This window comes from Mycobacterium sp. 155, assembly GCF_000373905.1.
Taxonomy (GTDB): Bacteria; Actinomycetota; Actinomycetes; order Mycobacteriales; family Mycobacteriaceae; genus Mycobacterium.
This window is the reverse complement of sequence record NZ_KB892705.1, coordinates 3211564-3223911: the sequence shown is the minus strand read 5'-3', so window position 1 is coordinate 3223911 and position 12348 is coordinate 3211564. Positions and strand designations below refer to the sequence as shown.

The window sequence follows — 12348 nt, the reverse complement described above, 5'->3', positions numbered from 1 at the left end:
TGGCGCTTACCGATACTCACTGAGTCGTGGCCACAGGCCCAACGCCACCGCCACCGCGGCAGCCACGCTCAACACGGCGGCGCCGACGGTCGCGCCGGAGAGCACGCGGCGGGCGTTGACGATGTCGTTGCGCAACTGGTTGCGGCTCTGCTGGATGCCCTTCGACAACGCCTCGTCGAGCTTGTCGAAAGCCGGGGTCGAATCGTCCTCGCTGGTGCCGAGCGCCACCTGGGTGGCGGCCTGGTAATTGCCGACGGCGATGTAGGCGTTGATCCGATCGTCGGCGGCGCGCCACCGGGTCAGCAGCTGGTCGGCGTCGGCCAGATCGGTTTTGTCCATGCCGGTATCGCGGCCCAGGTAGGCCGCCAGTTGCTGTTGCATCGTGTCGATGCGCTGGTAGTAGGACTGCTTACGCACGCTCTCGTCGCCGCGGCGGATCAGCGCCAGGGTTTCGTCGGCGCGGGCCTGCTGAGCGGTGATGGCGAGGTTGGTCACGGTCTTGAGTGAATCGGCGGCGGTGTCCTTTGCGCTGCGGCTGTCCGACGTGGAGATCACCAGCGCCGTCATCACCCAGATCAGCATGATCAGTACGGCCATCCCGCCCGCGACGAACCCGACATTTACCCGGCGCCGCGTACGTCGCGCCAGCCAGCGGTTGGCGAACGCCCCGAACATCAACGTCGCCAGCACCACCAGCACCACCGGCGCCGGGATCCGGGTCGAGGCCGTGGTCTCGGCGTCGACCCGGGCCGAGGTCTGCTCGTAGAGCCGCTGGGCGTCGGGCAGGATCTGCGACTGCATCAGCGACGAGGCCTCGGACAGGTACGACGACCCGACCGGATTGCCCGCCCGGTTGTTCGTACGGGCGGTTTCCACCAGTCCGGTGTACACGGCGAGCCGGGCGTTGATGCGGCCCAGCAGCTGGACCAGCGGTTCATCGGTGAGGCCGCTCGAGGCCCGGGTGACCGCGACGGATGCGTCGGTGATCGCTTGTTCGTAGCGCTGCCGCACGTCACGCGGCTCGGCGCCGGAGATGAACGCGGTGGCCGCGGCGGCGTCGGCCACCGACAGCGTCGTGTAAAGCTGTCCGGCGGCGAACGCCAGTGGTTCGGTGTGGTCGAGCACCATGGTCAGCGCCTGCTGGCGATGGTTGATGGTCGTCGAGGTGGCGAAGGCGCTCGCGATGACCAGAGCCGCCAACACCAGCCCGATGGTCAGGATGCGTCCCGGGGTCGTCCACAGGAACCACCAGCGCGGATGGGCAGGCGTCGTCGGCGACCGGGACGCGAGCGGCTCGGTCGACGGATGTGCCAACTCCACAGTCACCTGCGCGAGGACCTTTCCGGCTGTCGTACGGCTGTGCCAACTCTATAAAAGAATTCTAAGAGTTCGGGGGATGGCTCGCCCGGAATCGACAACCGCCGAAGCCGGCCACGTTACCTATCCTGTACGGGTGCGAGGCGACGGGGACGGCTGGGTGGTGTCCGACGGCGGCACCCGGTTCTGGGGCCGTCACGGCGCGGCCGGCCTGCTGCTGCGCGCACCCTGGCCGGACGGTTCCGCCGCGGTGTTGCTGCAGCACCGCGCCCCGTGGAGTCACCAGGGTGGGACGTGGGCGCTGCCCGGCGGCGCCCGGGACAGTCATGAGACCGCCGAGCAGGCTGCGGTGCGCGAGGCGCACGAGGAAACCGGCCTGTCCGGCGCCCAATTGATCGTTCGCACCACCGTCGTGACGGCCGAGGTGGCCGGCACCGGCGGCACCAGCTGGACCTACACCACCGTGATCGCCGACGCGTCCGAACCGTTGGAAACCATCCCGAACCGGGAGAGTTCCGAGCTGCGCTGGGTGGCCGAGGCTCAGGTGGCAGAGCTGCCGTTGCACCCCGGTTTCGCGGCCAGTTGGCAGCGGCTGCGAGAGGTCACCGCGACCATCCCGCTGCTGATCATCGACTCTCAGTAAGAGCGGACTTCAGCTCCGCCGCGGCGGCCCGTGGGTCGTCGGCCGCGGTGATGGCCCGGACCACCACGACCCGGCGGGCGCCTGCCGCCAGCACCTCGGGCAGCCGCTGGATGTCGATGCCGCCGATCGCGAACCACGGTTTGGCCGGGTTCAGGGCTGCCGCTTTCCGTACCAACTCGAGCCCGGGGGCCGGACGTCCGGGCTTGGTGGGGGTCGGCCAGCACGGTCCGACACAGAAGTAGTCGACGGGTTCGTCGATGGCCGCGGCCACCTGGTCGGCGTCGTGCGTGGAACGGCCGATCACCGGACGCGACCCGATGATGCCGCGTGCGATCGGCAGCGGTAGATCGTCCTGGCCCAGGTGCAGCACATCGGCCCCGGCCGCGAGCGCGATGTCGGCGCGATCATTGACGGCGAGCAGCGCGCCGTGCCGGCGGGCCGCGTCGGCCAGCACCTCCAATGCGTCGAGCTCCTGGCGCGCCTCCAACGGGCCGAACTGTCGTTCCCCGGCGGAGCCCTTGTCGCGCAGCTGGATCAGATCCACTCCGCCGGCCAGCGCGGCGTCGGCGAATTCGGCGAGATCACCGCGCTCGCGGCGGGCGTCGGTGCACAGGTACAGCGCGGCGTTGGCGAGGCGGTCCGTAGGTTCTTGCACACCGCGACGGTAGTGCCTGCGTGCCGAGTAAGGTGAACTGGCAACACGGGAGTCCCGGGAACGGGGCTGAGAGTGGGCATACGTACCAGCCCTTACCGTCACACCTGATCCGGGTCATGCCGGCGTAGGGAGGAGAAATGGGTCCAGCACTAGCTGTCGTCGGCGGCGGCGTCATCGGGCTGTCCGTCGCCCGCCGGGCGGCCCTCGACGGCTGGTCGGTGACGCTGCATGCCAGCACCGAGCGTGGCGCATCCTGGGTGGCCGGCGGCATGATTGCACCGCACAGCGAGGGCTGGCCCGGCGAGGAGCGGCTGCTGCAGATCGGCCTGGAATCGCTGCGGTTGTGGCATTCGAGCTTCCTGGATGGTTTGCCGCCCGAGGTGGTCACGGCACGGCAATCGCTGGTGGTCGCCGTCGACCGCGCCGACGTCGCCGATTTGCGTACCGTCGCCGAATGGTTGGCCGCCCAAGGGCACCCGGTAGAGCTGACCACGGCCGCCCGCGACGTGGAACCGTTGCTGGCCCAGGGCATCCGGCACGGTTTCCTGGCGACGACCGAGCTGGCGGTGGACAACCGCGCGGTGGTCGAGGGCTTGACCGCGCACTGCCGGCGGCTGGGCGTGCAGTGGGCGCCTGCGGTGGACTCGCTCGACGAGGTCGCCGCCGAGCAGCGCGTCATCGCCAACGGCATCGACGCGCCGCGGCTGTGGCCGGGACTGCCGGTGCGGCCTGTCAAGGGCGAGGTGCTGCGGCTGAGGTGGCGCAACGGCTGCATGCCGGTGCCGCGCCAGGTGGTCCGGGCCCGTGTGCACGGCCGTCCGGTGTATCTGGTGCCACGCGCCGACGGTGTCGTCGTGGGTGCCACCCAGTACGAGCACGGCCGTGACACCGCACCCGTGGTCACCGGGGTGCGCGACCTGCTCGACGACGCCTGCGCGGTGCTGCCGGCGCTCGGTGAATACGAGCTGGCCGAGACCGCGGCCGGGCTGCGGCCGATGACCCCCGACGGATTGCCCGTCGTCGAACGGCTCGACGATCGCACGCTGGTGGCGGCGGGGCATGGCCGCAATGGATTTCTGTTGGCACCGTGGACCGCTGAGCGGATCGCGGCTGAGCTCGAGGTGAGCGTGGGAGCGAAATGATCACCATAACGGTCAACGACGAAACCATCGAGGTGGCCGAAAAGACCACCGTCGCAGGGTTGCTTCAGACCCGAGGCTTTCCGGACAAAGGCATCGCGGTGGCACTCGACTGGTCGGTGATACCGCGCTCGGAGTGGGACCGCGCGCTGGCCGACGGCGCCCGCGTCGAGGTGGTCACGGCGGTGCAAGGTGGCTGATTCGACGCTCAAAATCGGTGGTCGGGAATTTGGCTCCCGGCTGATCATGGGCACCGGCGGGGCACCCAACCTTGCCGTGCTGGAAGAGGCCCTGGTGGCCTCCGGCACCGAGCTGACCACGGTGGCGATGCGTCGGATCGACGCTTCGGGCGGAACCGGTGTGCTGGATCTGCTCAACCGGCTCGGTATTGCGGCACTGCCCAACACCGCCGGCTGTCGCGGCGCGGCCGAAGCGGTACTGACCGCGCAGCTGGCCCGCGAGGCACTGGGCACCGACCTGGTCAAGCTCGAGGTCATCGCCGACGACCGCACGCTGCTGCCCGATGCCATCGAATTGGTCAAGGCCGCTGAGCAATTGGTCGACGACGGGTTCATCGTGATGCCCTACACCAACGACGACCCGGTGCTGGCGCGCCGGTTGGAGGACACCGGCTGCGCCGCGGTGATGCCGCTGGGCGCACCCATCGGCACCGGGCTGGGAATCTCCAACCCGCACAACATCGAGATGATCGTCGCGCAGGCCGGGGTACCGGTTGTCTTGGATGCCGGCATCGGGACCGCGAGCGATGCTGCCCTGGCCATGGAGTTGGGTTGCGACGCAGTCTTACTGGCCACCGCCGTCACCCGGGCATCCGATCCGCCGACCATGGCCGCGGCCATGTCGGCGGCCGTCACCGCCGGCTACCTGGCTCGGCAGGCCGGTCGCATCCCGAAACGCTTCTGGGCGCAGGCGTCGAGTCCTTCGCTGTAATCGGTTCGCCTCACATTCGCGAAGGTGTGGCTGATGACCGCGGCACAGGGCGGTAGGGATACTGGACGGCGATGATCGAACTCGCCGGGCTGACCAAACTCTACGGAACCCAACGTGCCGTCGACGACCTGACGTTCACCGTCGAAGCGGGGGTGGTCACGGGGTTCCTCGGGCCCAACGGCGCAGGCAAGACCACCACCATGCGGCTGATCCTCGGCCTCGACCGTCCGACCGCCGGCACGGCCGTCATCGGCGGCAAGCCATACCGCGAGCTGCGCGATCCGCTGCGGACTGTCGGTGCATTGCTCGACGCGCGTCAGGTCCACCCCAACCGCAGCGCCCGCAACCACCTGCGCTGGATTGCCGCCGCCAACCGGATCCCGGCGACCCGCGTCGACGAGGTGCTCGAAGCCGTCGGGCTGGAAGCGGTGGGCGAGCGGGCCGCGGGGACGCTGTCGATGGGCATGAGTCAGCGGCTCGGCATTGCCGGGGCATTGCTTGGGGATCCGCCGGTGCTGTTGTTCGACGAGCCCGTCAACGGCCTGGATCCCGAAGGCATCCACTGGGTGCGCTGCCTGATGCGTAGCCTGGCCGCCGAGGGTCGCACGGTGTTCGTGTCCAGCCATATGCTGGCCGAAATGTCCCACACCGCAGACCGGTTGGTGGTGATCGGCCAGGGCAAGCTGATCGCGTCGACGACGGTCGCGGAATTTGTCAGCGGGTCGGGCAACACCGTTCGGGTCCGCAGTCCGCAGTTGGACACCCTGGCCGAGGTACTCGTCGACGCCGGGTTGCAGACGGACGTGGACGCCGACGCGCTCACGGTGTGCGGTGCGGCCATCGAGGTGATCGGGGAACTGGCGGCCCGCAATTCGATCGTGTTGCACGAATTGAGCACGCAGGCGGCTTCTCTGGAGGAGGCGTATTTGAAACTCACCGATGATGCCGTCGACTACCGGGCGGGCAATCCGTGAGCGCGTTGGCGGTGCTCGACGCCGAACGCATCAAACTGTCCACCACGCGCTCGCCATTGTGGTCGATACTGGGGGTGGCCGCACTGAGTCTTGGTGTGGCCGCCCTGCAGGGTTGGACTTCGTATGGTTACGCGCCGTTGGCGCCGGGTAAGGCCGCGCTGGGGGTGGCGGTGTTCGGTGTGCCGGTGCTGATGATCTTAGCGTCGATGACGGTGACGGGTGAGTACCGCACCGGGCTGATCCGCACCACGCTGCTGGCGACACCCAACCGGACCTGGATATTGATCGCGAAGGCGATTGTCGCGGCGTCATTTTCGTCAGTGTGCGCGCTGGTGATGGTGCTGGCGTCGATCCTGGTGGCCCGATTGTTCGCCGAACCGGTTGCGGGCTCACAACTGTCGCCGGCCAATTCGGCGACCTGGTCGGTGGCCGGAGGCTTTGCGCTCTACGCCGCGCTCGCCGCGGTGCTCGGGGTCGCCGTCGGCGCACTGGTGCGCTTCACGGCCGGTGCCGTTGCGGTGCTGTTGTTGTGGCCGCTGGTCGCCGAGCCGCTACTGGGCAACCTGCCATCCACGGGTGTGCAGCTCGGCCCGTGGTTGCCGTTCGCCAACATGTTCCGCTTCCTCGACGTGGAATGGCTGTTCCCGACCTATGTCGTCCCGTGGGGTGAAACGGGTTCGCTGCTCTACTTCGTGGCTCTGGTTGCGGTCGCGTTCGTCGCGTCCGTTGTGGTGTTGAACAAGCGCGACGCCTGATCGGGGCCCTGGATCGGCTCCGGCGTTGCACGACGACCACGCACGCGCGAGCGAGCCTCGTCTTGCCTACACCGGCCTCACCGGCTATCAGGACCCAGCTCGAAGAGTCGCAAATGATGGCTTGGGCGATTTTCTTTTGCTCTCCACTGGTCGTTGTCAACGCCGCCCAGGGCTCGGACACCCACTACGGTGGGTCCAATGCGACGCAATTTGACGGGGGCGGTCCTTAGTGCGGTGGCGCTGACCGTGGTTTTGGCCGGCTGTGACAGCAAGACGGAACTCGATGCCGATACGCCGGCGGCCCCGCCCGCAGCCCGAGAATTCGCCGAACAGTTGCGTCACCAGGTGTCGGTGGATGCCATGATGGACCACCTCAAGAAGCTGCAGGAGATCGCCGACGCCAACGGCAACACCCGCGCACTCGGCACGCCCGGCTATGACGCCAGCGTCGACTATGTGGTGAACACTTTGCGCGACAAGGGTTTTGATGTGCAAACCCCTGAGTTTGAGGTCCGCCTGCCGTTCTCCGAAGATCCTGCGGTCACCGTCGGCGGACAACAGGTGGCCGCCAAGCCGCTGCTGTACACGATCGGCACCGGGCCCGCGGGGGTGTCCGGACCGTTGGTGGCGGCCCGTGCCGGGGATTCCCCTGGGTGTGAGGCCAAGGACTATGACGGGTTGCCGGTGTCCGGCGCCGTGGTGTTGGTCGACCGCGGGCACTGCGCGTTCAGTGCCAAACAGGCCGTTGCTGCTGAGCGCGGGGCCGTCGCCCTGATCGTGGCGAACAATCAAGACGGCGACCAGATGGGTGGCACTCTCGGGGAGCGCACCGAGGTCAAGATTCCGGTGGTCAGCGTGAGCAAGGCCGACGGCGCACGACTTCGGGCCACTCCTGGCGCCACCACGATAAGGCTCAACGCCGGTGTCCGCACCGAACACACCCGGAACGTGATCGCCCAGACGAAGACCGGTTCGACATCCGACGTCGTCATGCTTGGCGCGCACCTCGACAGTGTTCCGGAGGGGCCTGGCATCAACGACAACGGCTCCGGGGTTGCCGCCGTACTGGAAACCGCTCTGCAACTGGGTAATTCACCCGATGTCAAGAATGCGGTGCGGTTCGGGTTCTGGGGTGCCGAGGAGGAGGGCCTGCGCGGCTCGCACAACTACGTACAGTCGCTGGATCTCGAGGCGCTCAAGGACATCGCGATGTACCTCAACTTCGACATGCTCGGCTCGCCCAACCCGGGCTACTTCACCTACGACGGCGACCAGTCCGCGCCGCCCGACCCCACCGGTCCGCCGCGGGTCCCGGAGGGCTCGGCGGGTATCGAGCGCACGCTTGCCACCTACCTACAGAACGCCGGAAAGACGCCGCGCGACACCAGCTTTGACGGGCGCTCCGACTACGACGGATTCACCCAGGCCGGCATCCCGGCAGGTGGACTGTTCTCAGGTGCCGAGGACAAGATGACGCAGGAGGAGGCAAAGCTGTGGAAGGGCAATGCCGATCAGCCCTTCGATCCGAATTACCACCAGCCCACCGACACGCTGGACCATGTGGATCAGACTGCGTTGCAGATTCACGGTGAGGGTGTCGCCTACGCTGTCGGGCTGTACGCACAGGATCTCGGTGGCCGCAACGGGATTCCGATCCGGTCCGACCGCACCCGACACGAGATCGACCCGTCGTGAGGGCTGGATGGGGTGCTGCGGCGCTGGTGGCTTTCGCCGTCGCAGGGTGTTCGTCAGCACCGCCACCGCAGGTCGACCCGCATGAGCTGGCGGGCCGGATCACCGTGGACGCGATGTACACCCACCTGCACAAGTTCGCCGAGATCGCCGAGGCCAACGGCGGCAACCGTGCCCAGGACACCCCCGGGTACGACGCCAGCCTCGACTACGTATCGAATCTCTTGCGGAACAAGGGCTTCGATGTTCAGACGCCGGAGTTCGAGCGGCTCGGTCCGATGCAGGGCGGCAATCCCGCTCTGGTTGTCGAAGGTGCGCAGTACCCGGTCGTTCAAGCGTCGCTGCTGACCACGACACCACCCGGCGGCCTGAGCGCACCCACCCTGCACCCGACGAAGCTCCCGGGCTGCACGGCAGCGGACTACGGAACCAAGAAGATGACCGGGGCCATCGCCGTGGTCGACGACACCGGATGTTCGGTGGTGGTCAAACAGAACACCGCAGTGGCGCAGGGTGCGGTCGGGCTGCTGGTGATCAGTACCGCCAAGCCCAGTCCCGCGGGGTTGTTCACCCAGGGCTACTATCGGCAGCTCACGATGCCCGTCGGCATCATCGAGAAGACCGTCGATACTGCTCTGCTGCGCACTTCGGCGGCGGTCAAGCTCACCCTGGACGGCAAATCAGAGCTGATCAAATCGCGGAACCTGGTGGCGCAGACCAAGACCGGATCGACTTCGGACGTGGTGATGGCCGGCGCGCACCTGGACAGCATCCGCGGTGGCCCGGGCATCAACGACAACGGCACCGGCGTGGCCACACTGCTGGAAACCGCACTGCAACTCGGTAGTTCGCCGCAGGTGCACAACGCGGTGCGGTTCGCGTTCTGGGGTGGGCAGGAGACCGGTGCTGACGGGTCGACGCAGTATGTGCGCGGACTCGACGATGGGCAACTCGCGGATGTGGCGCTGTACCTCAACTTCGACACGCTGGGTTCGACCAACGCTGGATACTTCACCTATGACGGCGACCAATCTGCCGCGACGACTGTCGTCAAACCGGTTCCCGAGGGGTCGGCGGGTATCGAGCGCACCCTGGCCGGCTACCTCAACCTCGCCGGGGTACGTCCCGCCGACATGCCGCTGAGCGCAACCACCGACTACAGCCCGTTCCTCGCTGCGGGTGTGCCGATCGGCGGCACCACCACGGGAGCATCCCAACGCAAAACGGAGGTGCAGGCGCGGCTTTGGGGCGGTAAGGCGGGTCAGCCGTTCGACCCGAACTACCACACCCGGCGGGACACCATCGACAATGTCGATGCCCACGCACTGTCGATCATGGGTCCTGCGGTGGCCTTTGCTGTCGGCAGCTATGCGGTGTCGATCGACGGCGTCAACGGGGTGCCGTCGCACGACAAACGCAACCGACGTCAAGGCTGAATCAAAAAACAGCCAGATTCCTGTGAACCGTACGGCACGCCGTCCCGTAGTACGGGGTATGGGAATCGACTTTGGCCAGATCGTCAGTCACAGCACAATCGCCGGTGTTCACGGCGTTCTCCCGCCGCATCGATATACCCAGGACGAGGTCACCGAGGCGCTGCTCGGCCTGCCGGGATACGACGAGGTCGCCGATGTGGTGCGGGCTCTGCACAAGAGTGCCAAGGTGAACAGCCGATACCTGGTCAGGCCACTGGAAGAGTATGCGCAGCTCAGCGATTTCGGTGATACGAACGACCTGTTCATCGAACATGCGACGGAGCTGGGTTGCCAAGCGTTGTCGGGTGCGCTCGAAGAGGCCGGGCTGCGCCCGCGCGACGTCGATCTGATCGTCACCACGACGGTCACCGGCGCAGTGGTGCCTTCGCTGGATGCGCGGATCGCCGGAAAGTTGGGCCTGCGGCCCGACGTGCGGCGCATCCCGATCTTCGGGCTGGGCTGTGTGGCCGGGGCGGCCGGTATTGCCCGACTCAACGACTATCTGCGCGGCGCGCCCGACAAGGTCGCGGTACTGGTGTCGGTGGAGCTGTGTTCGCTGACCCACAAACACCATCCGTCGATGCCCACGCTCGTCGCGGGTGCGTTGTTCGGCGACGGCGCCGCGGCGGTGGTGGCGGTCGGGGCGCAGCGCGCGCAACGGCTCGACCCGAGCGGGCCCGACGTATTGGACTCCTGCAGCCATCTGTACCCCGACTCGCTGTACGCCATGGGTTGGGACATCGGCAGTGACGGGTTCGAGATCGTGCTGAGCGCGGATGTGCCGAGCTTCGTAGGGCGCTATCTTGGTGACGACGTAACCGGTTTCCTTGCTGCACACGACCTCAAAGTCGACGACATAGGGTCCTGGGTGAGTCACCCGGGCGGCCCGAAGGTGATCGAGGCGATCATCAAAACTCTCGAACTGCCTTCCGATGCCCTGGATTTGACTTGGCAATCGCTGTCCGAGGTAGGCAATCTGTCGTCTTCGTCGGTGCTGCACGTGCTGCGGGACACCATCTGTAAGCGCCCCGCGCCGGGCAGCCCGGGTGTCCTGATGGCCATGGGGCCGGGCTTCTGCTCCGAACTCGTCCTGCTGCGTTGGCGCTGATGGGTCGCAAGGGCATGGCCGCTCTGATCGCCGCGGTCGCCGCCGAACGAGTGGTCGAGCTCGTGGTCTCTCGGCGCAACCTTGAGTGGAGTAAGGCCAACGGCGGCAAGGAGTTCGGTGCCGGCCACTACCCGGTGATGGTGGCCCTGCACACCGGCCTGCTGGCAGGCGCGCTACTGGAAGCACGTCGGCGCCCGTTCCGTCCGTGGCTGGGTTGGCCGATGCTGACCCTGGTGCTGGCGGCACAGGGCCTGCGCTGGTGGTGCATCACGACGCTCGGCCGCCAATGGAACACTCGGGTGGTGGTGATACCCGGGGCGACACGGGTGACCGGCGGTCCGTACCGGGTGGTGCCGCACCCGAACTACGTCGCGGTGGTGACCGAGGGCGTGGCACTGCCGCTGGTCGGTGGCGCCTGGCTCACGGCGCTGGTCTTCACCGTCGCCAATGCGGTGCTGCTGCGAACCCGGATCCGGGTGGAAAACGATGCGTTGCAAGGCCTGACGTGATTGATCTGCTCGTTGCGGGTGGCGGGCCCGCCGGCCTGGCCACCGCCATTCGCGCGGCCCGAGCCGGGCTTGAGACGGTGGTCGTCGAGCGCCGGTGCGGCCCGATCGACAAAGCCTGCGGTGAGGGGTTGATGCCGCATTCGGTCCGGCATCTCGAAGCTCTGGGCGCGCACGCCGACGGCCGGGCCTTTCGCGGTATCCGCTATTTGGATGGCTGCCGGGTGGCCGAGGCGCGGTTCACCGGAGGTGCGGGACGAGGCGTGCGGCGCACCGTGCTGCATGCCGCGCTGTCCGACGCGGCGACCGCGGCCGGCGTGAAGGTGGTGCAGGGCGAAGTGGGTGAGGTGAGCCAGGATTCGACGTCGGTGACCGCCGCGGGTTTCCAGGCGCGGTACCTGGCCGCGGCCGACGGTTTGCACTCGCCGATCCGCCGGTCGCTCGGGCTGTCGTGTGACAACGGGCCGCGGCGGCGGTGGGGGATCCGGCGGCACGTCTGGATAGCACCGTGGTCGGACTGTGTCGAGGTGCACTGGGCCCGGGATGCGGAGGCCACCGAGGCTTACGTGACGCCTGTCGCCGACGACTGCGTCGGCGTGGCGATCCTGACCTCGGGCCGTGGCCGGTTCGACGAACACATCGGGAAGCTTCCGCAATTGGCCGAGCGGATCCACGGACTGCCGCACGGGGCGGACCGTGCCGCGGGGCCGTTGCGGCAGAAGGTCCGTCACCGTACCGCGGGCCGCATCCTGCTCGTCGGGGATGCGGCGGGCTACATCGACGCGCTGACGGGCGAGGGGATAGGCCTGGCGTTCGGTGCCGCCGAGCTGTTGGTCGGATGTGTGCTTGCCGACCAGCCGGGCGACTACGACCGGCAGTGGCGAACTCTGACCAGGCGCTACCGGTTCCTGACAGCAGCGCTGTTGTACGGCAGTGGTTTTCGGCCTGTGCGGGCGAGCATCACGCCGGCGGCCGCGGCGCTACCCGTCGTCTTCTCCGCGGTGGTCAACGCGCTCGGGGAATGACCTCGCTGCCCGCCGCGCAGCGGCCAGATCAGATGTTGTCCGTTCATGCCCCACCAGGGAGCGTGGACCACCGCCGAAAGGCAGGTACTGCCAACGGTTTCGACCCGA

Annotated in this window: 13 protein-coding genes and 1 riboswitch; of the genes, 11 read left to right on the top strand and 2 right to left on the bottom strand. The window is 67.7% G+C overall.

Translation table 11 applies throughout. The features are described from left to right. Window positions 1–6 precede the first annotated feature (6 nt). The gene (gene glnX, locus B133_RS0115500; protein ID WP_018602370.1) at window positions 7–1326 is read right to left on the bottom strand and encodes a protein kinase G-activating protein GlnX; all 1320 of its coding nucleotides are present in this window, start codon (window positions 1324–1326) and stop codon (window positions 7–9) included. Window positions 1327–1453: 127 nt separating this feature from the next. Here glnX and B133_RS0115495 point away from each other — a divergent pair, with 127 nt between their 5' ends. Then, window positions 1454–1960 (top strand): NUDIX hydrolase, encoded by a 507-nt coding sequence (locus tag B133_RS0115495; RefSeq protein ID WP_018602369.1) that lies wholly within the window; start codon window positions 1454–1456, stop codon window positions 1958–1960. Here B133_RS0115495 and thiE read toward each other — a convergent pair. After that, window positions 1944–2615, bottom strand: a complete 672-nt coding sequence (gene thiE, locus B133_RS0115490; RefSeq protein ID WP_018602368.1) for a thiamine phosphate synthase — start codon at window positions 2613–2615, stop codon at window positions 1944–1946. The two genes, B133_RS0115495 and thiE, sit on opposite strands and share 17 nt — an antisense overlap. 35 nt (window positions 2616–2650) lie before the next feature. After that, a riboswitch (TPP riboswitch) is annotated at window positions 2651–2763 on the top strand. Here thiE and thiO point away from each other — a divergent pair. The 10 genes from thiO (at window position 2753) to B133_RS0115440 (ending at window position 12240) form a co-directional block, all read left to right on the top strand. Next, a complete protein-coding gene (thiO, locus tag B133_RS0115485) occupies window positions 2753–3757 on the top strand; it encodes a glycine oxidase ThiO (RefSeq protein ID WP_018602367.1) in 1005 nt (334 codons plus the stop codon). Its footprint overlaps the riboswitch before it by 11 nt. Continuing rightward, complete coding sequence (gene thiS / locus B133_RS0115480) at window positions 3754–3954, top strand: sulfur carrier protein ThiS (RefSeq protein ID WP_018602366.1); 201 nt, start codon at window positions 3754–3756, stop codon at window positions 3952–3954. The genes thiO and thiS overlap by 4 nt, the downstream gene beginning before the upstream one ends. After that, complete coding sequence (locus B133_RS0115475; RefSeq protein ID WP_018602365.1) at window positions 3947–4705, top strand: thiazole synthase; 759 nt, start codon at window positions 3947–3949, stop codon at window positions 4703–4705. Before thiS ends, B133_RS0115475 begins: the two co-directional genes overlap by 8 nt. Window positions 4706–4776: 71 nt before the next feature. Continuing rightward, complete coding sequence (locus B133_RS0115470) at window positions 4777–5679, top strand: ATP-binding cassette domain-containing protein (protein ID WP_018602364.1); 903 nt, start codon at window positions 4777–4779, stop codon at window positions 5677–5679. Continuing rightward, window positions 5676–6434, top strand: a complete 759-nt coding sequence (locus B133_RS0115465; RefSeq protein ID WP_018602363.1) for an ABC transporter permease — start codon at window positions 5676–5678, stop codon at window positions 6432–6434. Before B133_RS0115470 ends, B133_RS0115465 begins: the two co-directional genes overlap by 4 nt. Before the next feature lie 198 nt (window positions 6435–6632). Further along, the gene (locus tag B133_RS0115460; RefSeq protein WP_026256485.1) at window positions 6633–8129 is read left to right on the top strand and encodes a M28 family metallopeptidase; all 1497 of its coding nucleotides are present in this window, start codon (window positions 6633–6635) and stop codon (window positions 8127–8129) included. Continuing rightward, window positions 8126–9562: a M28 family peptidase gene (locus B133_RS0115455; RefSeq protein WP_018602361.1), complete on the top strand. Its 1437-nt coding sequence runs from the start codon at window positions 8126–8128 to the stop codon at window positions 9560–9562. Before B133_RS0115460 ends, B133_RS0115455 begins: the two co-directional genes overlap by 4 nt. Window positions 9563–9620: 58 nt before the next feature. Continuing rightward, complete coding sequence (locus tag B133_RS0115450) at window positions 9621–10709, top strand: type III polyketide synthase (RefSeq protein WP_018602360.1); 1089 nt, start codon at window positions 9621–9623, stop codon at window positions 10707–10709. Next, window positions 10709–11218, top strand: a complete 510-nt coding sequence (locus B133_RS0115445; RefSeq protein ID WP_018602359.1) for an isoprenylcysteine carboxyl methyltransferase family protein — start codon at window positions 10709–10711, stop codon at window positions 11216–11218. Before B133_RS0115450 ends, B133_RS0115445 begins: the two co-directional genes overlap by 1 nt. Further along, window positions 11215–12240 carry an NAD(P)/FAD-dependent oxidoreductase gene (locus tag B133_RS0115440; RefSeq protein WP_018602358.1) on the top strand — a complete coding sequence of 342 codons (1026 nt, stop codon included), beginning with the start codon at window positions 11215–11217 and terminating at the stop codon, window positions 12238–12240. Before B133_RS0115445 ends, B133_RS0115440 begins: the two co-directional genes overlap by 4 nt. The last annotated feature ends 108 nt before the right edge of the window (window positions 12241–12348 follow it).